23 protein-coding genes and 2 pseudogenes are annotated in these 19,137 nt (G+C 68.9%); 5 read left to right on the top strand and 20 right to left on the bottom strand.

All coding sequences use genetic code 11. From position 1 onward, the window contains the following. Positions 1 to 79: 79 nt before the first annotated feature. From RKE29_RS00865 to RKE29_RS00945, 17 genes and pseudogenes are all read right to left on the bottom strand, one after another. Positions 80 to 214, bottom strand: coding sequence for a DLW-39 family protein (locus RKE29_RS00865; protein ID WP_312002983.1), 135 nt, complete (start codon positions 212 to 214; stop codon positions 80 to 82). A 166-nt stretch (positions 215 to 380) separates the two neighbouring features. Beyond that, on the bottom strand, positions 381 to 629 hold the full coding sequence (locus RKE29_RS00870) for a hypothetical protein (protein WP_312002984.1): 249 nt from the start codon (positions 627 to 629) through the stop codon (positions 381 to 383). Positions 630 to 712: 83 nt separating this feature from the next. After that, positions 713 to 1,078, bottom strand: a pseudogene (locus tag RKE29_RS00875) (hypothetical protein). A 148-nt stretch (positions 1,079 to 1,226) separates the two neighbouring features. Continuing rightward, positions 1,227 to 1,442: a hypothetical protein gene (locus tag RKE29_RS00880; RefSeq protein ID WP_312002985.1), complete on the bottom strand. Its 216-nt coding sequence runs from the start codon at positions 1,440 to 1,442 to the stop codon at positions 1,227 to 1,229. A 205-nt stretch (positions 1,443 to 1,647) separates the two neighbouring features. Then, positions 1,648 to 3,198, bottom strand: coding sequence for a LacI family DNA-binding transcriptional regulator (locus RKE29_RS00885; RefSeq protein ID WP_312002986.1), 1,551 nt, complete (start codon positions 3,196 to 3,198; stop codon positions 1,648 to 1,650). Positions 3,199 to 3,215: 17 nt separating this feature from the next. Beyond that, positions 3,216 to 3,560 (bottom strand): helix-turn-helix domain-containing protein, encoded by a 345-nt coding sequence (locus RKE29_RS00890; RefSeq protein WP_312002987.1) that lies wholly within the window; start codon positions 3,558 to 3,560, stop codon positions 3,216 to 3,218. Next, the gene (locus tag RKE29_RS00895; protein ID WP_312002988.1) at positions 3,557 to 4,576 is read right to left on the bottom strand and encodes an AAA family ATPase; all 1,020 of its coding nucleotides are present in this window, start codon (positions 4,574 to 4,576) and stop codon (positions 3,557 to 3,559) included. The genes RKE29_RS00890 and RKE29_RS00895 overlap by 4 nt, the downstream gene beginning before the upstream one ends. Further along, positions 4,573 to 4,869: a hypothetical protein gene (locus RKE29_RS00900; RefSeq protein ID WP_312002989.1), complete on the bottom strand. Its 297-nt coding sequence runs from the start codon at positions 4,867 to 4,869 to the stop codon at positions 4,573 to 4,575. Before RKE29_RS00900 ends, RKE29_RS00895 begins: the two co-directional genes overlap by 4 nt. Before the next feature lie 14 nt (positions 4,870 to 4,883). After that, positions 4,884 to 5,774, bottom strand: a complete 891-nt coding sequence (locus RKE29_RS00905; RefSeq protein WP_312002990.1) for a bifunctional DNA primase/polymerase — start codon at positions 5,772 to 5,774, stop codon at positions 4,884 to 4,886. Between the two features lie 88 nt (positions 5,775 to 5,862). Then, positions 5,863 to 6,246 (bottom strand): hypothetical protein, encoded by a 384-nt coding sequence (locus RKE29_RS00910; protein WP_312002991.1) that lies wholly within the window; start codon positions 6,244 to 6,246, stop codon positions 5,863 to 5,865. Positions 6,247 to 6,373: 127 nt separating this feature from the next. Further along, entirely contained in the window at positions 6,374 to 6,625 is a 252-nt protein-coding gene (locus RKE29_RS00915; protein ID WP_312002992.1) for a hypothetical protein, read from the bottom strand. Positions 6,626 to 6,674: 49 nt separating this feature from the next. Continuing rightward, positions 6,675 to 6,863, bottom strand: a complete 189-nt coding sequence (locus RKE29_RS00920; RefSeq protein ID WP_312002993.1) for a hypothetical protein — start codon at positions 6,861 to 6,863, stop codon at positions 6,675 to 6,677. A gap of 22 nt (positions 6,864 to 6,885) precedes the next feature. Continuing rightward, complete coding sequence (locus RKE29_RS00925) at positions 6,886 to 7,140, bottom strand: hypothetical protein (protein ID WP_312002994.1); 255 nt, start codon at positions 7,138 to 7,140, stop codon at positions 6,886 to 6,888. A 142-nt stretch (positions 7,141 to 7,282) separates the two neighbouring features. Next, the gene (locus RKE29_RS00930) at positions 7,283 to 9,370 is read right to left on the bottom strand and encodes a cell division protein FtsK (protein WP_312003060.1); all 2,088 of its coding nucleotides are present in this window, start codon (positions 9,368 to 9,370) and stop codon (positions 7,283 to 7,285) included. A gap of 640 nt (positions 9,371 to 10,010) precedes the next feature. Beyond that, a pseudogene (locus RKE29_RS00935) lies at positions 10,011 to 10,850 on the bottom strand (hypothetical protein); the annotation flags it as partial. Beyond that, positions 10,850 to 11,143 (bottom strand): hypothetical protein, encoded by a 294-nt coding sequence (locus RKE29_RS00940; protein ID WP_312002995.1) that lies wholly within the window; start codon positions 11,141 to 11,143, stop codon positions 10,850 to 10,852. The gene RKE29_RS00940 and the pseudogene RKE29_RS00935, both read right to left, overlap by 1 nt. Positions 11,144 to 11,233: 90 nt before the next feature. Continuing rightward, positions 11,234 to 11,611, bottom strand: coding sequence for a hypothetical protein (locus RKE29_RS00945; protein ID WP_312002996.1), 378 nt, complete (start codon positions 11,609 to 11,611; stop codon positions 11,234 to 11,236). A 401-nt stretch (positions 11,612 to 12,012) separates the two neighbouring features. Here RKE29_RS00945 and RKE29_RS00950 point away from each other — a divergent pair, with 401 nt between their 5' ends. From RKE29_RS00950 to RKE29_RS00960, 3 genes are all read left to right on the top strand, one after another. After that, a complete protein-coding gene (locus RKE29_RS00950) occupies positions 12,013 to 12,801 on the top strand; it encodes a GntR family transcriptional regulator (protein ID WP_312002997.1) in 789 nt (262 codons plus the stop codon). Positions 12,802 to 12,806: 5 nt separating this feature from the next. Continuing rightward, positions 12,807 to 13,589: a glycosyltransferase family 2 protein gene (locus RKE29_RS00955; RefSeq protein ID WP_312003061.1), complete on the top strand. Its 783-nt coding sequence runs from the start codon at positions 12,807 to 12,809 to the stop codon at positions 13,587 to 13,589. A 242-nt stretch (positions 13,590 to 13,831) separates the two neighbouring features. Continuing rightward, positions 13,832 to 14,299: a hypothetical protein gene (locus RKE29_RS00960; protein WP_312002998.1), complete on the top strand. Its 468-nt coding sequence runs from the start codon at positions 13,832 to 13,834 to the stop codon at positions 14,297 to 14,299. Between the two features lie 148 nt (positions 14,300 to 14,447). On the opposite strand, the gene RKE29_RS00965 is transcribed toward RKE29_RS00960, so the two are convergent. From RKE29_RS00965 to RKE29_RS00975, 3 genes are all read right to left on the bottom strand, one after another. Next, positions 14,448 to 15,086, bottom strand: a complete 639-nt coding sequence (locus RKE29_RS00965) for an MAE_28990/MAE_18760 family HEPN-like nuclease (RefSeq protein ID WP_312002999.1) — start codon at positions 15,084 to 15,086, stop codon at positions 14,448 to 14,450. 17 nt (positions 15,087 to 15,103) lie between these two features. Next, positions 15,104 to 16,207, bottom strand: coding sequence for a DUF262 domain-containing protein (locus tag RKE29_RS00970; RefSeq protein WP_312003000.1), 1,104 nt, complete (start codon positions 16,205 to 16,207; stop codon positions 15,104 to 15,106). Between the two features lie 114 nt (positions 16,208 to 16,321). Next, positions 16,322 to 17,077, bottom strand: coding sequence for a GntR family transcriptional regulator (locus RKE29_RS00975; RefSeq protein ID WP_312003001.1), 756 nt, complete (start codon positions 17,075 to 17,077; stop codon positions 16,322 to 16,324). Positions 17,078 to 17,565: 488 nt separating this feature from the next. Between RKE29_RS00975 and RKE29_RS00980 the strand changes: the two genes are divergently transcribed. Then, positions 17,566 to 18,309 carry a GntR family transcriptional regulator gene (locus tag RKE29_RS00980; protein ID WP_312003002.1) on the top strand — a complete coding sequence of 248 codons (744 nt, stop codon included), beginning with the start codon at positions 17,566 to 17,568 and terminating at the stop codon, positions 18,307 to 18,309. After that, positions 18,306 to 18,503 carry a hypothetical protein gene (locus RKE29_RS00985; protein ID WP_312003003.1) on the top strand — a complete coding sequence of 66 codons (198 nt, stop codon included), beginning with the start codon at positions 18,306 to 18,308 and terminating at the stop codon, positions 18,501 to 18,503. Before RKE29_RS00980 ends, RKE29_RS00985 begins: the two co-directional genes overlap by 4 nt. Positions 18,504 to 19,137: the final 634 nt, after the last annotated feature.

Genomic DNA, 19,137 nt, shown 5'->3' on the forward strand with positions numbered 1-19,137 from the left:
GCCGCGCGGTCGGGGACACGATACGCAGTCGGGCCCCGACCGCCTGAGCGGTCGGGGCCCGACGCGAGGACCTATCGGCTCACACGCCCGAACCAGCGGGCACGGAGTCGGTCGCCTCCGTCCACAGATCCTGCTCGGCGCGGTCCGCCTGGATCTGGCGGTACACCAGGAGCCCGCCGATGGCGGCCAGTGCGACCAGGAGAAACTTCTTCACCGCGCTACCTCGTCTCTGAAATTCCTGACGTAGGGACCTCTGGCGCTCGATCATACACACCGGTTGATAACTATCGGTGACCTCAAGGCCACAGCCCCCGGCAGGAACCGGACACCGATTCCCCGCCCGGGCACGGGAGTCCGGTCGCCGCGGCAGGCGGTGCGGGTCAGGAGGCGCCGACGAGCAGCGCGCCCTCGTCCTGCTCGTACTGGGACAGCGCCAGCCCCACGCCCAGGAAGGTCGGCGCCCACTCGCCGACGAAGATGCCCCACCGGTCGGCCCTGGCCAGGCCGGTGCCCGGTTCGGCCTTGAGGGAGCCGCCCCAGGTGGCGACGGACAGGCCGATGGACATGAGGGCGGCGAGATAGGCGTGTTCACTGCGCACGCCGGCGTCGTGCATCCTCTTGATGATCATGGGCATCTCCAATCACAGACGTCCGCGACCGAATGCCCCTGTTCGTCCTGTATTACGCAGGGACCTCGCCCCTTCTGCCGCCTTCACGGCCGGGCGGCGTCCCGGGCGACCTTCCTGGCCCACAGCACCAGGGGCACCTGGAGCGGCAGCCGCCCGTAGGCGACGGCCCGCAGCGCGGCCGGGCGGCGCCGCCAGTCGTAGGCCATCTGCACGTTGGCGGGGAAGACGGCGACGAACAGCCCCGCGGCGGCCCGCGCCCCGGCTCCGCGCAGCCGGGGCACCGCGACTCCGGCCGCGATCAGCAACTCGGCGACACCGCTCGCGTACGTTCAGGCGCGGGCCCGACCCGGCAGCGCGCGCGGCACGACGGCGTCGTACGGCCCGGGCACGAGGAAGTGGAGGGCGCCCGCGCCGGCGAGCAGGCGGGCGGAGCGGTCGGTGGCGGGCACGGGGCCTCCGAAGCGAGGGGGCGGACAGTCCGCGCCGATTATTACCCGCCAGTAGCTCCCTGGAACAGGCCCACGCCGCGCCCGCACCGCTCTTCGGGTCCCCGGGCCCGGCCGCGGGACCCCGTGGGTCAGGCCGGGGCCCCATGGGTCAGGCCGGGGGCTCCCACACGTCCTGGTCCCCGCCGCGCCACTCGATCAACTCCGGGTCGTCCAGCGCCACGTCCTCCGGCACCCCGGCCCGGCGCAGGAACTCGGCCACGTCCCCGGGCCCGTACGCCAGGCCCACGGCCTGCCCGTGGATCGTGACCCGGCGGCCGCCCGTCGCGGACGGCGGGTGAACGATCACGGGCGGATGCACGGCCATGACTCCAGCGTGCGGCGCGGCGGACCGGGGCGCATCCCGGGCCCGCATGCCGAAGACCCCCGACCAGGACTGGTCAGGGGCCTTTTCGCGCTGGTGGGGCTAACAGGACTTGAACCTGTGGCCTCTTCCTTATCAGGAATGTGCCGTCATTCTCTCTCTTTTCTATTTCCGCAGGTCAGATGTCGTTTTCTCCCCGCTCCACAGATCATCCGGGAGAAGTCTGGGAGAAACCGCCGGCCGCTCGCTCCTGGAGCAGGGCGTCCAGCACTGCGACGGATGACCGCGGGCTGATCGCCAGCCGCGCGTCGAGCGAAGCCTCCCAGCAACGGGTAAGCCCCTTCATCAGCCGGTGGCGCATGTCGTCGGTCACGTGCGCGTACCGCGCGGAGACCGACCCGTCGACATGGCCCATGCGCTCGTCCATGAGCACCTTCGGCGTCCCCAGTTCCTCCATGATCGTCCGATGCGAGTGCCGGAGCCCGTGGGGCGTGAGTCCCGGTGCGATCGGCACCCAGCAGGCGGTGGCCCGTGCGGCCGCCCCTCGTCCCTGAACCAGCGTTCCCGGCCACAGCCCGGGCCCGATGGGCACCGGCGCGGCCGGCCGGGTGCCCACCTGCTCGTACTTGCCCGTCGCTGCCGGATGAAAGAGACGGGACCCGAAACTCTTCCGACGCCAGTGCGCCGCCGTCTCCGCGGGAGTCCGGCCCCTCGTGTAGTCGAGCTCCGCCATCGCCTCCATGACACGCAGGCGGGTGTCCTCTCCTACTGCCTCGGGCCGGTTCAGGACGTTGGACACCGTGCCCGCGCTGACCCCCGCGAGCTTGGCGACGTCCTTCACCGTCGGACCTCCGCCCCTGCCCCAGCGGCGCACCGTGCCGAAGCTGCTGAAGGCGTAGGTCAGGCCGTGGCAGGGGCACTTTCGGGGGTTCGTGCGGCTGACGTGTCCGGCGAGCAGGTCGGACAACCAGACCGGTACGTCGATGGTCCGGTAGCTGTCCTCTTTGGGCGGGCAGCGTTCCAGTACGCCGGAATCCAGCTCGACGAGCTGCCACTCCACGCGAACGGTCCGTGACCGCGACCGCACGAACTCGGTCTCAAGGCCGACGATCTCCCCCCACCGCATCCCCGTATAGCCCTTGAGGACGCCGGCCACGAACTCGTCGTCCCGACCCGACAGCACGGCCAGGCGCTCGGCCACGAGCAGGATGCCCAGCGGGGAGGTGATCACCTTCTCCGGACCCCGGTGATGGCTTCCCCGCCCCGCCCTCTTCCCCCTGCCGCGACGACGAGCCGCGGGGTTGGCGTCGATCAGCCCCTCGTCCACCGCGTCGGCGAGAACGAGGTGCAGCCGGGCCCGCCAGGTCCTGATGCTGGACGCCTCGTAGCCGGACTCCTTCTCCTTCTTCTCCCACGCGGTGATGTCCCGGCGACTGATGGACTTGAGGGGCCGCTCACCGAACTCGGGAAGGAGGTGTTCCTCGATGGCGCGGCGGTAGTTCTGCATCGTGGTGGACGCGAGGTCCTGGTCCGCGAACCAGCGGCTCGCGTACTCGCCGAAGGTCTCAAGGCCGAGCGCCGGGTCCTTCCAGCCCTTCTCCCGGATCTTGGCCTCTTCCGCGTCCGCCGCCTGCTCCGCCTCGCGCTTCTTCTCGAACTTGATCGTCCGGCCCTGTGCGTCGCACACGGTGCCGTACTTGCCGGGCGCGATCTTGTACCGGCCGCGGTAGTAGTTGCCGCGCTTCTCCGCGTATCCCATGTGCTGCTCCCCCCTTCCTACGCGGCCAACGGATGTGCCTGACGCGACCGGCGGGGCGGCCGAGCCACCAGCCGGGCGGGGGGTGGGTCCCCCTCGCGCCGGCTCCGGGTCCGCCGGGCGGGTGCGACGCCACGGCCCTCCGGCCGCCGGCTCGGGCGCTCCTCGAAGAGCCGGACGATCTCCTCGAAGTGCTCGGCCGTGAAGCGGTACGCCCCGCCCGGCCGTGTGAAGGGGATCCGCCGCCGCTTGGCCTGCTCCTTCACCCACCACTCCGAGCAGCCGAGGGCCTGGGCGATCTCGACCGGGGTGAAGAGGTGCGGCAGCGTGACCGCGGTGACGCTGTGACTGCTGTGACTCGTCATCCCTGTCCCCCGTGCTCCCCGGGGACGACGTAGCCCCCGTTCTTCCTGATGAGCTGCACGTCGTTGGCCATGCGAGAGCAGGTCTGCCGTACCAGGTCCGGCGGCAGGCCGGTCCCCTCGGCGATTTGCTTCGGCTTGGCTTCCGGGTTCGTGCGGACGTACCGCAGGACCGTGGCCCGGGTGTCGCCGATCGTGTGGTCCGCGGCCGGGCCGTCGAGGAGTTGCCAGGCGCCGGCCTCCGCCTCGAAGCGCAGCGCGTATTCGGCCTCGTCGACGTCACGGCCGGTGACGTGCAGGACGCCGTCCGCCTGGCCGCGGGCCCGCTTCAGGACGAGCGTGGCGTCGGCCGCTCCGGCCAGGCCGTTGGTGCCGGAGACCTCCGCGAGGAAGTCGTCCGATCCGGCCTTGCGGACGTGGTGGACGAGGACGATCGCGATGCCGTAGTGGTCGGCGATGCGCTTCACGTGGCCCACGGCCGCGTAGTCCGCGTCGTAGGCCGATCCGCTGAACGCCGAGGTCCCGCGGATCTTCGCGAAGACGTCGATCACGACCATCCGCGCGTCCGGATGCCGCTCGATCCACTGGGCGATGGCCTCGTTCCCGCCCTGCGGCAGCGGCGGGCACGAGGTGGCCAGCGTCAGCGAGGCGGGGGCCTGGCTCCGGCCGAGGATCTTGCGCATGCGCGTCTGGAGCCGGCGCGGGGTGTCCTCAAGGGCGAGGTAGAGCACCGGTCCGCCGTCCACCGGCACACTGGCCATGGCCTGGCCGCCGGCCGCGACCGCGAGGGCCAGGCCGAGCGACAGCCAGGACTTGCCGACCTTCGGCGGACCGGCGAGCAGGTTCACGCCCTCGGCGATGATCCCGGGCACGGCCCAGCGCGGCTCCGGGAACTCCGTCGCCATCAGCTCGTCGGCCGTCCACGCGGTACGGATGCGCTGCTGCGCAGGCTGGAGCGGATGCGGCTCCGGCGGCGGCGCGGTGTGCGGGCCGGGCCGGTTGTACGGAGTGTCGCTCACGCGGCCCTCCGCACGTCGTCGGCCGCGAGGCGGAAGGTAGCCGTGAACTCGACCGTGGCGCCGTCGACGTCGACCGAGAAGCAGAGCGCCGCCTTGGAGCCGATGGACGTGTCCCACCGGACCTCTTCCGGGGCCACTCCCACGACTGCGCGCCACTCTTCCAGTGCGCGGAGATCAGTGACATAGGCGCGCGCCGGCCTGTACGAGCTGCACACGACATAGGGGGCCGGCAAGGCCGGGTGCAGTTCGAACAGAGCGAGGACTGCCCGAAGAACGGGGACCAGCTCGGCCACCGTGGGACGCTCGTTCATGCGGCGGCCCTCTGCCCGGCGACGGTGCGGGGCCGCCTGGCTCCGGCGCGCAGCCCGGAGGCGATGGTCTTGCGGGCCTCCGGCTCGGCGAGGCCGACGCCGAGAGCGGCGGCCGTGAGCCAGTCGGTCACGTCGACCGCGCCGAGCTCTCCCCCAGCGATGAGCTGGCCGAGGGCCACCGCCGCCAGGTAGAGCGCGTTGTTGCGGTTTCCGCGCTGAGCACGGCGGACCCGCTCCGCCTCAGCGGTGAGGGCCGCGCTCAGGTACGCACCGCGCCTGGTTCCGGCGGACAGGGGCACGGTCACCGGGCCGCGCGCGGGCAGCGGCGTGGGCTTCAGGAGCTCGGCCAGCCAGCCCGGAAGCGGAGCAGGGACGGAGTCGACGACGACGGAGTACGGCTTGCCGCCGATCACGCTGCCCTCGCCGACCACGTAGCCGCCGCCCGCTCGGGTGTCGATCTTCCAGCCGAGGGCGCCCGCCGTGTTGCGCAGCTCGACGCCGCCCGGCGCCGAGAAGTAGAGGTGCGTGCCGCCGCTGGGCGTGCGGACCGTGTACGTACCGGAGGGGAAGCCCTGGCCGTGCTGCTCGGCGAGCAGGGCCAGGGCACCGGCGCCGTCCGTGACGGCCGCGGGCGCCCCGGCGGGCGGGGTGTCCTGGTCGTGCTTGGGCACGTCCAGATCGATGACCACGAGCTGCGAGGGGCCGGCCGCAACGCCGTAGTTGAAGTCGCCGAACGCCCAGCAGCGCGCGAGGCGGTCGATATCCGTCGTGGCGCGCGGCTCCCACGAGCAGACGGCCGGTCGCTTGCCGCCGGGGACGAGCGGGAAAACGCGCCAACCTCGTTCGACCGCACGAACGGCCGAACGGAGGAGGTCGGTTTGGTGCATGCTAAGGGCACCTCCTGATTCCTTGGATGGGATGGGGAGGAACCGGGGCAGCGGGCTTCCTGATCCGTCGACCGCTGCCCCGGGCAGTTCAGGGGCGCTGCTGGAGACGCCACTCGCGGTAGGCGTCGCGGACGTGGGCGCGGTAGTCCTCGTCGGTGACCAGGTCCGCGCCCCGGAGGCTCAAGCCGTGGTGCTCGGCGTCGTACCGAACGAACTGCCAGGCCGCTTGAGCAGCCGCCTGAACGGCCTCCGCGGCCACCTCGGGGGCGTACGTCGCTCCCTCTTCGAGTGCGATGCGGTCCAGCAGCGCGGCCTTGCGAAGCCAGAACTCCCGGTCCGGCTCCTGGCCGAAGGGGCGCGCGACGGCAGCGCGAGCCACCCACGAGATCTCCGCGGCGATCTTGGGGGCATCGGCGTATGCCTCGGCCGGGGCGTGCGTCGGGGATCCGGCGTCGGCATTCGGGTTGATCATGGGTAGCAAGTCCTTCCGAAGCGGCGGTTGGGTCGAAGATGAGCAGGAGCGGCATCTGGGCCGGGGCTCTCCGGCCCTCCGCACGGCCTCGGCTCCAAGGAAGGAGTCGGGGCCGCACAGGGGTCCGTCAGCCGACGGCCGACAACACGACCTGGTCGCTCCCGGCGGCCGCCCTGAGCAGGAGGTCGCGGAGGTCGCTGCCGACGATGGCGACGAGGCGGTGTTCGATCGCCTGCCAGGAGACGGGGTCGATCGCCAGCAGAGCGGCGATGGCGGTCGCGGGCTTGCCCTCCTCGATGGCGGCCAGGGCCTCGCGGATCTCACCGGCCGCCATCAACGAGATGCGGGGCGGAGGGCTGTTCAAGACGGGGATGGGCATGGGCGGGGCTTCCTCTCGGTGTCGTGTCGGGCCGACGTGCGGGCGGGGCTCAGTCCTTGGGAATGGCGTTGGCGAGATCGGCCATGATCTGGTCGATCGATTCCGCGGCCCCGGTGCGCGCGAGGTAGAAGCCGAAGAGCGTGGTGATGACGGCCGTACCGACGCCGACGGCCTTGGACCGGACGAGCATCGCCAGGAGGATGCCGAAGAGCAGAAGCGCGGAGATCGTGAAGGTCATGACGGCTCCCCTTGGGTGAGGATCAGTGGTTGCCTTCGCGGTGGAGCCGGGAGACGGCGTTGTAGAGGGCGCGGCCGACACGCAGGCGCCGCCCGGTGCCCTCGCAGCGGCGGCACAGCCGACCGCGCCTGAGCTGCCCGGTGAATCGGGTGGTGTAGATCTTGGAGCCCCAGCCGTGGCACTTGCGGCAGCTGCCGTACGGGCTGAAGGCGCACAGAGCGGCGTAGCAGAGCGTGACGAATATCAGGCCGGGGATAGCGGAGAGCATGGAGGGCATGCCAGACCCCTTTCAGGGCGGGAACGGTGGTGGGGCGGGACGCGCCCGCTAGGGACTAGTTCGCAGCTCAGAGGCAGTGTCGGCTGCTAGCGGAGGTGCTAGACCTAGCGGCTGTGCCCGCTAGGTCCAGCGGCGGGACCGACTATGCGGCGTCGGCCTTGCCGTCACGTTCCGCAATCACGTTGAGGATGTCGGCGCGCTTGATGCCGCGCCGGTTGGCCCCCTTGCCGTCGTCGGTGATCCCCCAGACCTGGCCGGTCCGGATGCCGAAGGGCTTCAGGGCCACGGTGAGCTGTTCCGGCGTCCAGTCGCCGTAGACCTCCGGCCGGAGTTCGGCGAGGCAGCCGACGGCCACCTCGTTCCAGAGCTTCGGCTTGTCGGTCGGCAGGACGGCGGCGAGGTCGGCCAGCAGGTCGTACCCGGGGCCGCTCACCGCCTCCGGCTCCTGGCCGAGCGCGTGTCCGGCGAGGGTCCCGGCGCGTTCGCGGAGGGCGCGGGCGCGGAGAGCGATGCGGTCGGCTTCCAGCGCGTCGACGAAGGCCGCGCGGACGATCCGGGCGTCCGCTCCCTCGCCGAGGAAGTAGCAGATGCCCTTGTCGGCCCAGGCGAACATGGTCGCCCGTACGCCTCGCTTGTGGGCGCCGGTGCCGAGGACCATGTCGTTCTCGATCTGGCCCATGACCTTCAGGCACCAGCGGGCGGAGGCGTTGGCACTGATCGGGGTCGGGATGCTGTCCTTGTCCGGGCGCTGCGTCGACAGGAGCAGCACGATGCCGAGGGCCGGGCCCCGCTTGACCAGGTCGGTGCAGATCTCCTTGAACTCCGCCCCGTACTTGGCGTGTTCGAACCACACCTGGCACTCGTCCACGCCGATCACGATCGGGTGCAGCCCGAGCGACTGCTTGGACGCCAGCTCGGTGGTCACCTTCGACTCCGGACAGACGTCCCGGGGCAGGGACCGGAGGACCTTCGCGCGCCGCCGCAGCTCTCCGCGCAGTTCCCGGAGATCGGCGATGGCGTACTCGATGTCCTCGTCTTCTTCTCCGACGCGGTGCCGGTAGGCGACGCGTTCCCCGACGGGGTCGAGGTCGCCCGTGCCCTTCAGGTCGTACGTGTGGAGTTCCGCCCGTACGTCGAGGGCGGCGATGAGGAGCAGCAGCCGCAAGAGGAAGGTTTTGCCCATCCGCGGGATGGCGCCGATAACGCCGGCGATGAACATCAGCGTCACGCCGACCCACCGTCCGCGCTGGTCGGTGCCCCAGGCGACGGGCTTGAAGAGGTCGGCGACGCCGCTCTTCGCCAGCGGCCACGGCTCCTGCCGGGCCTGTGACATGTCCTGGTCGCCGACCCACAGCCGGAGGTGTCCCGTGTGCTCGTCGGGCACCGCTTCGGGCCAGACGCAGCCCAACGGGCGGCGCAGGCCGGAGGCGAGCCGTTCGCGGCGCTCGATGATGTCCGTGACCGTCACGCCGAACGGGAGGTCCCCCTCGGCGAGCCAGCCGGGGCCGTCCCGGGTGATGGGGGCGGTGAAGCCGAAGCCGTCCCCGCCCTTGGCCTGTGCCTGGTTGATCGCCGGAATGCCGAGGGAGCCCAGGGCGCGCAGCACGATGTCGCTGGTGAGCTTGGTCGCCTTGGGGATTTCCACAGACCTGTGGACGATCGGATCGTCGGCCGCCTGGCCCAGCCAGCCGAGTGCCATCGTCACCGCGAAACCGCTCACCGCGAGCAGCCAGGCCGGGGCCAGGACGTACAGGGCCAGCGCCGTGGTCATCCCGGCGATGGCGGCGGCGACGGTGACCACCGTCCGCCAGCGCACCCGGCGGTCGCGCTGCCGGGAAAGCTTCAGGTACCGGTCGATGTCGTTGCGGCTGGCCGCGTCCTGGCGCAGCGGCTCGCCCCCGGCGTCCGAGGTCCACCGCAGCGCGCCGCCGATGAACCGCGCCGCGCCGAGCGGCGCCTGCACGGAGAGCCGGAGGACGTACCAGGGGGTGCGGATCGCGTGGTACGCGGCGATGTGCCCGGCGTACGCGGCGACGCCCCGGCCGGCGGCCTTGAGCTCACCCCACGACCTGGCCCACGCCGGGACGACCGGACGCCGCTTCGCACCACGTACCCGGTCCATCAGGCCGGGGTCGGTGGGGCCGCCGGGCCGGTCGACCAGGACGGGCTGGTCCGGGTCGCCGTCCTCGGACGGCGGGGTTTCCGAGGCAGGCTTTCTGTCCCCGGCCATCTCCTTCTCAAGGCGCTCGAAGAGCTCTCGCTCCCCCTCGCGCTCGTGATCATCGTCGTTGCCGTGCTTCACTGACCTTCCTTCCGGAACGGGAGGGATGGCCGGGGCCCGGCCCTACCGGCCAAAGCAGCGGCCGGGCCCCGGTTCGAGACGTAGAGGAAGCTGGTGGAGGCGGCGGGCCTCAGGGCTCCACCGCGTCGGGGGATGCGGGCTCCGGGCCGCCTCGCCCGTTCGCCGCGGCGAGCCGGCCGCGCGGCGGCCGCGGACCCCGCTCCTCTTCGAGCTGCACGAACACGCCGTGCACGTAGCTCGGCGCTCGCGTCGCGCGCTTCGCGGTCTCCCGGATGCTGAGCCCCTTGACCCAGCCGTCCTCGATGGCCGCCTGCGCCGCGGCGGTGCTCAGCCGCTGTGCGTGCCGGCCGCCGTCGGCGGGGGCGCCGTCCGGCCGGTCACCCGACGTACCGGGCTGTTCAGGCGAACGGCCTTCACCGTCCACCGCGTTCACCCCGCGGTCTGAGAGAACGTCCGGGAAGAGCAATCGGCCGTACTCCCGCCGGCGGATCGCCTCGGTGGCGTTGCGCATCTGATCGCGCGCCTGAGCGGCGAGAGCCGCCGCGGCGGGATCGACAGCCGGCTCGTCCCACGGAGACGGCAGGTCGATGGTGGCCAGCGCCCCGGCGTGCCGACGCGCGGCGAGCTGGGCGAGGAGACTGCGGCGCTGCTGGTGGTCCGTGCCGACGGACGCCTGAGCGACGGCCACCGACAACTGCCGGGCCGTCCGCCGCCCCCGCCGCCGTCCGCGCTGCTCAGGGGACATCTCAGCGAGGCGGGCGGCCAGCGCGACCGCGCGGACCGTGGCACGGTCGCGGGTGATCTGCGCCGCGTCGCGGTCGCGCTCGGCGAGCCCCAGACGGGAGAGAAGCCGCTCACGCGCCTCCCGCCCCAGCACCGCGGCGAGACCGAGGGATTCGGCGTCCGGCTTGTGGTGCCGGAGTTCGATCCCCATCGCCAAGTGCCAGAGCATCGCGGCCATGACCGGGCCGACGAAGGCCCGGACGGTGCCGCCGACCGGGCCCGACTCGGCGTACGCCGGGATGATCTGCACCCCGGTGATGACCCACACCAGGACCCCGGGCACTCCCGGCGCCCCGTGCGGACCGTTCAGGTTCTGCCTGGCCATGAGGGCGGTGGCGAACAGCGCGAGCTCCGCGGCGGCGAACATCGCCGCGCGCTCGACCGCGCTGCCCATGTCCAGGTAGTCGGCGGCGAACCGCCACGACGTGTCCGCGCTGTACGCGGTGCAGCCGACGGCGGCCACGGCCGCGACCCAGACCGCGGGCGTCCCGCGCCGCTCTCCGATGCGGCGCTTGCGCAGCCCGCGCACGACCCACCAGGCGACCGGCAGGGCGGCGGACGCGACGGCCACCCATTCGAGGCCCCGCAGAGGATGCGCCGGAGAGAAAGGGAGGGCGCGCAGCATCAGGCGGCCCACCGGGGCCGGTCCGCCCGCAGCCCGCGGACCTGGCCGAGAAGCGGCGTCAGGCTCGCGAGCTGCGCCGCGTACACGGCGTTCAGAAAGGCGATCTCGTCGGCCTGGCCCTCGGCCAGGAGCTCGGCCAGCACGTCCTTCGCCACCTCGGTGCGGACGGCGCGCTGCTCGGCGGTCTCGCCGGGACGGCCCAGGAACAGCTCGTGGAAGTCGTCGACTCCGTAGGCGGTTCCGTCAGGCTCGGAGGCGTCCAGGGACTCCTGGTCGCCAACGTGCGTACGCAATGATCTCTCCTAGGTCCTGGATGGGAGGGGAGAGTCAGGGGCAGCGGGCTTCCCTGATCCGTCGGCCACCACCCCCGACCGAGGACGTGCTCAGACGCGGAAGCGCCGAAGGGAAGCCACCGCGAGGCCGCCCGCGTGGTGGGCGAGCAGCACCGCCATGAACCCGCCGAAGCCCGCCAGCAAGGTCAGCGACCAGGCCGCACCCGACTGACGGACGTCCTGACCGGCGCTGTAGGCCGCCAGAACCGCGAGCACGAACACGACGCGGGCCAGGAACCGACGGGGCCGCGTCATGGGCCCCGCGTGCCGAGCGATGATCTCCAGGCCGCTCGGCTCGACCAGCCGCATCGCACCGCCGGCGATCTGCAAAACGATCAGGTTGCCACCTGGCTGACCGGCGAATCCGACCACGGTGCCGAGTGCCATGTCGCTGCGCTCTCGGACCACGTCACCGACCGCGAGCTTCATAGGTTCCCCCTTCGGGAGCACGCGAGTAGAGGCAGAAGGCCGACAGCGGACGTGCGCTCCGCGACGGCTTGAAGCCGACCCCTCATCCGAGGACGAGTGGTCGTCACCTCCGGCACCGCCGACCGCGCGTGGCGGACGGCGGTGCCGAAGATCAAAAGCACTCGTTCATTCAGCTCACTCTGTGCAGTTCTCAAGGCGCCGGTGCTCCGCCGTACTCACCTCGCCGGCTTTCCCTCGGGCACGCGAACTCTTCAGGAGATCCTGACCTCAGGTCCTCCTTAAGAGTTGCTACGACTATGGCGTCTGCCACCCCGCTCGTCAAGAGCTCTTTAGGAGTCGTAAGCTGAACCCGGTCAGCCAGCCAGGTCGGCCGGGAACGAACAGCGAGACGGTGAGATCCAGTGGCCAAGGTGTACGAGCGGATCGCGGACGACATCCGCCGCGCCATCCGCGCAGGTGAGCTGAAGCCCGGGGACCGCCTGCCCTCCGAGGAGCGGCTAGCGGAGAAGTACGGCCGGAGCATGCCGACCCTCCGCGAGGCGTTGCGCACGCTGCGAGACGAGGGGCTGATCGAGAAGCAGCACGGCCGCGGCAACTTCGTCCGCCGCCCCCGTACGCGCGTGCTGCGCGACAACGGCCGACACCAGTGGGAGAAGGACCGGGCCCGCGCCCCGGAGCAGGAGCGGGCCCAGACCGGGAACACCGAGCGCGACACCGGCCTTGAGGTGCAGGACCTCGTCTTCTACGCCGCGTACCGCGAGGTCGAGGCGAACGAGGACATCGCGGCGGCCTTCGACGTTCCGGCAGGCACGGCTCTGGTCGAGCGCACGTACCGGACGCGCTACGCCGCCGAGACCGCGCCGTTCAACCTGATCACGTCCTACCTCGTCCGCGACATGGTCGCGGGCAACCCGGACCTCCTGGACGAGACCAAGGAGCCCTGGCCGGGCGGAACGCCGAACCAGCTCTACACGGTGGGCATCGAGCTGGACCGCGTGGAGGAACGCTTCACCGCCCGCCCCCCGACCCCGGAAGAGGCCGAGGAGCTGGAGCTGCCACCCGGGACGTCGGTGATCCTGCTGCGGAAGACGGCGTACGACACCCGCGACCGCGTCGTGGAGCTCTCCGACGTGACGCTGCCCGGCGACCGCACGGAACTCCGCTTCACCACTCGTCTGGACAGGTGGTGAGCGCCATGCGCCAGCAGATCACCGTCATCACCGCGGTCCACGCGCCCTCAGCTCACCTGCTTCCGGACGCGTACCAGTCTCTCTGCGTCCAGGAGCTGCCGGACGGCTGGGAGTGGCGCTGGGTGATCCAGGAAGACGGCGAAACTGACGGCGTCGCTCCGTACGTTCCCGACGACAAGCGGGTGATCTTCCGTCAGGGCCGGCCCGGCGGCGCGTGTGTGGCCCGGACCATGGCGCTCGCGCAGACGGACGGGAAGTACGTCAAGGTTCTGGACGCGGACGACCAACTGGCTCCGGGCGTGCTCGCCCGCGACCTGGCGATAGCAGAAGCTGACCCCAGCATCGGCTGGACGACGTCACGCGTGCTCGACCTCATGCCCGACGGTTCCACGGTCGGCTTCGACGGAGACCCCGACGACGGTCCGATCGAGCGCGGAGCCGTACTCGACTACTGGACGGCCCACGGCTTCCGCGCTCAAGTCCACCCGGCGACGTTGTTCGTCCGGCGGGACCTGGTGCTCTCCCTCGGCGGGTGGATGGCGCTCCCGGCCTCGGAGGACACGGGTCTGCTGCTCGCGCTGAACGCCACCAGTCGCGGATGGTTCTCGCATGAGGTGGGGCTGCTCTACCGCAAGTGGGAAGGCCAGGTGACGGGCCAGGCCGCGCACGTCGAGCCGGCCGAGCGGGAGGCCCGCATGACGGTGGTGGAAGCCAGGGCACAGGCGCTGACCGCCTTCGGGTGGCGGTACCCGGCGGAGGTGGCGACCCCCAATCGGGCGTCGCAGTAGAGCATGTTGCAGAAGGTCGTGACCGGCAGGTTGAATTCCATGGTTCGGTCATGCGGCAGGGCGGTCATGTATGCGCAGCGTATTGCCTGGCCGCCGCTGCACTACCGGAAATCACGGGGATCGCATGAAAAGCAGGTTCCCGTCAGGAGGCCACGAGCGGGAGAGCCGGGAGGCCGTAGAACATTGCATGAATCCGGACTAGTTGCGTGGCCATCCGGAGCGCGATGAGGCAAAATGGTGTCATGAGCGAACTACCGGTGGAAGATCAGCCAAGCGGTCAGGGCCTTGTGCCCGCCGAAGACGACATCGCAGCCGCTGACGCTGACGATCTGAACGACCCGCGCAACCCGATGGCGGTCGCCTTCGCATTTTACAATGCTGTGATGAACGAGGCCGGTCCTGACGTTAAGGCGCTACGCCTTATATGCACCCCCGAATCTTGGAGCCAGTGGGGGGATTTCTCACAGGTGAGGGAAATGATCGGTGAGCGAGGTCTGGCAACCCGTGCCGATCCTCCATCCACAGGAGAAACGACTGTTCGTTACGCGAAAGTCGTCACGCTCCCCAACTCGAACCAGTCGGTAATCTCAGATGGATACGTGCTCGTCAGCGCGCACGTCATCACCATGCAGTGGCGGCCGTCTGACGGCTACTGGCGAGTGCATGGCTTCGGCGACTACATTCGCCCGGAAGATCTTCCGCCAGTTTAGTAAACAGTGTGTCGCCAAGCTCCCGGCACAGGTCCCACACCGTGGGGCATAGCCCGGCGCCCTCGAACGCGTGACGGAGCCTGCCCAAGGCTCGGACCACGTCAAGGCTGTGGTTCACCGACTGGTTTCTGGAATTGACGATTCCCCACTATTTCATGAAGTATCTTTTTACTGCCGCATCCTTGAGTTGATCGGCGTAGGCGTCAATTAGTTTAAGGGTGCCCTTAATTCGATCTTCAACATCGAGGGCATCGAAGCTCAAGAGTTGCCCATGAGCTACCCCGTTGCGGGCAAGAACTAGCCGCTGATCAATAAACGCTCTACGCATCTCATACAAAGGAAGTACATCAAGGCCAATCCCTTTTACTATCTCAAAAAATACCCTAGACGAGAGATTGCTCTCCGTATCTACGCATTTCTCCGGAGATATCGAGAAGACTTCCCCGCGCCTTCGGTCAATTTCTTCCAAAAGGCTGCCAAGGTACTGGGCCTTCTCACTTTCTTTGGCGCGTTTAAAGGCAGATGAGACATGGGCCGCTTGGAAAGGGAGTTTTAGTTCAGAGACTTTTATTTTTGCGTCGTTGACATGCTTAACATACTCGCTGCTTCCCTGCTTCACGAAACCCTCCCAGTGGGCATAAGTGAGCACCACAGCAGACCGCGCTAAACAATTCAGCCTGCTTGGGTCAGGATTCTCATCTTTTACCATAAGAAGCAAGGTCGAGAGTTCCACCTTTCTTCGGGCCAACTGTCGATCAATCGCTTCGATGAACCTTGACGGGTCCAAATTACGACCGCCCCCACCTAGACAGAAAAGAGCCGACGCCCGTAAGGGATTGTCTCCTTCATCCGTTGATCAGCGCTCCGACCTGTGGCAAAACCAGGGGAGAATTGAGGATCGCTCCACAGTCTTTCACGCGCCTCCCGTACCTGATTAACTGTGAAAGTTTTTCGCGGCATATAATGCCCCAGCCCCAGAGCTAGGACCTCAAATGCTGTTGAAGAGAAAGCCCCTTCGGTGCGGCTACGGGAGGGGTTCCACTTGCGCATGGCATCACTACCAAGCGCATCATTCAACAGGGCAAAACACGACTCGAAGACATCCTGCTCGCTTCGCAACTCCGAAGAATCTTTCTCGCTGAAAGGCAAGATTTCTGCGGAAAGGAAGTCGCCGATATTGCCGACCGCAGAGATCCTTTGTTCTGGAAGCGCCCGAAGAGTGACGAACCTAAGTGCTAGTTCAAGATGATACTGTTCGTTGATTAGCCTGCCAGGCAGGTTAAGAACGTTTTGGAAATTTTCCGAGTTTGCGATGTCTCGAAGCCAATCAAAGTGGGCGCGACTAAGACTCACGAGCAAGCAACTGCGCAACTCTTGCGGCGTAGCGGCGCTGCCCAAGGAATTCAACCGCTGGAATAGGTCATACTTCGCCCGCTTATCACTCTCTCGCTTGATAATTTTGATGTCAATCCGTGATCGCTTGAAGTCGAGTTGCTGTGGACGCGTCAATGCTCCTTTAGCCCCTTCAGCTGAGTCATAGGTCATTCCCTCCAAACTTGACAAGAATGGGGCGGCATCGCACACCAATGGCGGGACCAAGTTCCCTTGCTCGTCTCGGAGGATCCCCATGAACTGAAAGATTGTAGAGAGCCGTTGAACGCCATCTACCACATCCCAAATACCAGCCTCGCTTTGAGCCACAAAGATACTAGGCAATGGGATACCGAGCAGGATGCTCTCGATGAGTTGCGTTCGCTGCTTATTGGACCAACGGAAAATTCGCTGAAACTCTGGATGGATATCCATTTCGCCATCTCTGTAGAGATTGGCAATTTCGCTGATCGACATTGGATAGGAGTCGGTCGTAATCTTCTGCCGGTGAAGAGTGAGCTCGGATTCCAGTGTCATTTTTCGATGCTAGCACCACCTCGGGCCTCCGGAACCGCATCAGTCAAATTGGATTAATGTCGTGACACATACAGACAGCCAACGAGCAAAGGTGACCGCCCGCGTAGGGGGCGGTCAAGGGGTGATCCGCACCTCATAGACGAGCTCGCAGAGGGCGGCGGGCACGACGATGTCCGCCGTCTCGACCGCCCGCCCCTTGTCGCTGTAGTACGTCCGCTCAATGCGCGTGACGAGCGCACCCCGCTGTACCCCGAGGAAGGTGGCCTCCTGGGCCGTGGCCTCCCCGGGCTCCGGGCGCTCGATGGCGTGCGTGACCGTGACGCCGATCTCCGCCATGCGCCCGACCACGCCCTTCCCGGCGTACGGTCCGCCCTCGGGCAGCATGACGAGCGTGCCGGCCGTGAGGTCGTACGGCTCCCAGCTCGTCGACAACTGGACGGGCTTGTCGTCGACCAGGAACTCGTACCAGGTACGCACACACGGATCGCCCTCCGCGATGCCCAGCCGGGCGGCGATCCCCGCGGGAGCCGGGACCGTGGCGTCGGAGCGGCTTTCCCAGGTGCCCCGCTTGCCGAGGGCCGACATGTCCGCGCGGAACGGCGAGCCGCCGCTCAGCTCGCGCTCCCGCGAGCGGACCATGCGCACGCGCTCGCGCGGCTCGGCCACGTACGTCCCTGATCCCTTGCGTCCCTCAAGGACGCCGTGCGAGATCAGGAGCTCCTGCGCTCGCCGGACGACGTTCTCGCCGACCCCCCACTCCTGCGCGAGCTGCGCGCGAGGGGGCAACCGGTCTCCGGCAGACCAGACCCGCTCTTCGATGCGCTGTCGGAGCAGGTCAGCGACGCGGAGGTAAGGCGGCTGCTCACGCATGTGGACAACGTAGTCCACCATCTCTAGTCTAGTTAACTATCTCAACTCCTACTGAGGAGCTGAAAACAGGAACTCCTTAGGAGTTGGTGGTCTCGTGGTGTCGGAGAACCCCTCGTGCCCTCGCCCCAGTCACACGGCGCGTGCCGACGATCTGGCCGAACGCCTCACGGCCGCCGGGTTCACCCCCAACGTGACGGATCACAGCGACCACGTGCGCGTCCAGACGGCGATACCGGAATCGGTCTCCCCGACTTCCTGGAAGGAACTGCTGACCGTGCTTCAAGAGGGCGACTGGCTCGGTTTCGCCGACAGCAGGAGATGCGGCCGAACCGCCTGGACCTGTGTCAGCAAGAAGCCCCCTGCGGAAGGCGACTTCGTCCGGGGGCCAGGCGCCCACCCGTAGAGGACGATCAGCCAGGCCCGCCTCATCCGCCACTACGCCACCAACCCGCCACCGCCGAAGGGCCCGACCGTAAGGAGGACGTTTGATGGCAGGCAACCGCTACGAGGAGATCGCGGACGACATCCGGCAGGAAATCAGGTCCGGCATGCTGAAGGCCGACGACCGGCTGCCTTCAGAGCCGCGGCTCGCCAAGCGGTACGCGGTGAGCGTGCCCACCGTCCGCGAAGCCCTGGAACTCCTCCAGAACGAGGGCCTGATCGAGAAGCGCCACGGCCACGGAAACATCGTCCGGCGCCCGCTGGAGCGCATCGTCTACACCAACGGCCGGTCCGCGGCGGCGTACAGCGGGAGCGCGTTCGACACGGCGTTGAGCGTCACCGTCACCAGCAGCGAGATAACGGCCGAGGACAGGCTGTCGGCCCTGCTCAGAGTGACCAGGGGCAGCCGACTGACCGAATACGTCTACCTCAGCCGCCAGGGCGAGTCTCCGCACAGCCTGGCGCGCGTCTACGTGCCGTGCAGCGTGGCCGTACTCGACCCGCCGCCCGTCAGCGTGTCACCGCTCGGCGACGACATCCGCGACCTGCTCGCGGCATCCGGCGTCGAGACGACGGCCACCACCGAACGGCTCACCGCTCGCCTCGCGGTGCCGGCGGAGGCCAAGCGGCTGCGTATCGGGACCAGCACTCCCGTGCTCGCCGTCGAGCGCGTGTCCATGGACGCCACCGGCCGAGTGGTCGAGGCCGCGCTCCTGGTCCTTCCCGGCCACCGGGCGGAGGCCGTCTTCACCACACGCTCCCCTGCCAAGGAACTGGAAACGACCGGATGACCCCTGACAAGGCGTCGGAGCCGGAACGGCCGACCCGCCGCATGTGCGTCCACTGCAAGCAGACCACCGACACGCCGGTCCTCGTGCACGAGGGCGAGACCGTCTCGGGAACCACCTGGAACGTCTACAGCTGCCCGGACTGCGCCGCCACCCGGCCGCTGCCGGTCTCGGAGGACGGAAACGCACGGCCGTAGCCGGAAGTCTGCGGTTGGCCTGCCGCATCGGTCGACCTCTGCGCTCTCGGCGCAGCCGACATCGACAACGGGGAACTGTTCCGGCCGCCCGGCACCGTCACCTCTCCAAGCCTGCGGCCGGTCGGCTGTGGGGTGGCCCGGGCCGCCGGCCATGGCGGACTGCTGTCGCCACGTCGGCGACCCGGGCCGGGGAACGAACGCGCCGGCGCGCTGTGACCGGGTCGGCGGGTCCGCTCCCGGCCTTCACGGGCGCGGCGCGACCGGGCCGTGCTTGCACCGCCGCCCGGAACGGATCTCGGCCAGCTTGAATCGCCGCGTAGCGCCGCACTCCTGACATACGGACGACCACCCGGCCGAAGTCCGGCCTGGGTACGGCTCAATCGGACTAAGCCCGGCGGCGCGCATCTCCCGGCGCGCCTCGCGGCCGCTGACCGGTGGTCGGCGTACCTTGTCGGCCGGCCGTTCGGCCTCGCCCGCTGCGGCGGGGGCAGGCGCCTCGACACCCGGCTGGTTCTCGGACGGGAGGTCGTCTGTCGGGGCCTCGGGGCCGCCCAGCAGCGCGCCCAGACTGACCGCCTGCTTGCGATGGCAGCGGCACATGCACCGGTCTCGGGCGGCACACAGTGCGTGCCCC

The sequence above is a fragment of the Streptomyces sp. B1866 genome, assembly GCF_031932565.1.
Classification (GTDB): Bacteria; Actinomycetota; Actinomycetes; order Streptomycetales; family Streptomycetaceae; genus Streptomyces.

Coding starts and splice junctions, on each gene's coding strand:
- RKE29_RS00870 (WP_312002984.1), bottom strand. CDS start 629: ATGATCATCAAGAGGATGCACGACGCCGGCGTGCGCAGTGAACACGCC.
- RKE29_RS00880 (WP_312002985.1), bottom strand. CDS start 1,442: ATGGCCGTGCATCCGCCCGTGATCGTTCACCCGCCGTCCGCGACGGGC.
- RKE29_RS00885 (WP_312002986.1), bottom strand. CDS start 3,198: ATGGGATACGCGGAGAAGCGCGGCAACTACTACCGCGGCCGGTACAAG.
- RKE29_RS00890 (WP_312002987.1), bottom strand. CDS start 3,560: ATGACGAGTCACAGCAGTCACAGCGTCACCGCGGTCACGCTGCCGCAC.
- RKE29_RS00905 (WP_312002990.1), bottom strand. CDS start 5,774: ATGCACCAAACCGACCTCCTCCGTTCGGCCGTTCGTGCGGTCGAACGA.
- RKE29_RS00910 (WP_312002991.1), bottom strand. CDS start 6,246: ATGATCAACCCGAATGCCGACGCCGGATCCCCGACGCACGCCCCGGCC.
- RKE29_RS00915 (WP_312002992.1), bottom strand. CDS start 6,625: ATGCCCATCCCCGTCTTGAACAGCCCTCCGCCCCGCATCTCGTTGATG.
- RKE29_RS00920 (WP_312002993.1), bottom strand. CDS start 6,863: ATGACCTTCACGATCTCCGCGCTTCTGCTCTTCGGCATCCTCCTGGCG.
- RKE29_RS00925 (WP_312002994.1), bottom strand. CDS start 7,140: ATGCCCTCCATGCTCTCCGCTATCCCCGGCCTGATATTCGTCACGCTC.
- RKE29_RS00930 (WP_312003060.1), bottom strand. CDS start 9,370: ATGGCCGGGGACAGAAAGCCTGCCTCGGAAACCCCGCCGTCCGAGGAC.
- RKE29_RS00945 (WP_312002996.1), bottom strand. CDS start 11,611: ATGAAGCTCGCGGTCGGTGACGTGGTCCGAGAGCGCAGCGACATGGCA.
- RKE29_RS00955 (WP_312003061.1), top strand. CDS start 12,807: ATGCGCCAGCAGATCACCGTCATCACCGCGGTCCACGCGCCCTCAGCT.
- RKE29_RS00960 (WP_312002998.1), top strand. CDS start 13,832: ATGAGCGAACTACCGGTGGAAGATCAGCCAAGCGGTCAGGGCCTTGTG.
- RKE29_RS00970 (WP_312003000.1), bottom strand. CDS start 16,207: ATGACACTGGAATCCGAGCTCACTCTTCACCGGCAGAAGATTACGACC.
- RKE29_RS00975 (WP_312003001.1), bottom strand. CDS start 17,077: ATGCGTGAGCAGCCGCCTTACCTCCGCGTCGCTGACCTGCTCCGACAG.
- RKE29_RS00980 (WP_312003002.1), top strand. CDS start 17,566: ATGGCAGGCAACCGCTACGAGGAGATCGCGGACGACATCCGGCAGGAA.
- RKE29_RS00985 (WP_312003003.1), top strand. CDS start 18,306: ATGACCCCTGACAAGGCGTCGGAGCCGGAACGGCCGACCCGCCGCATG.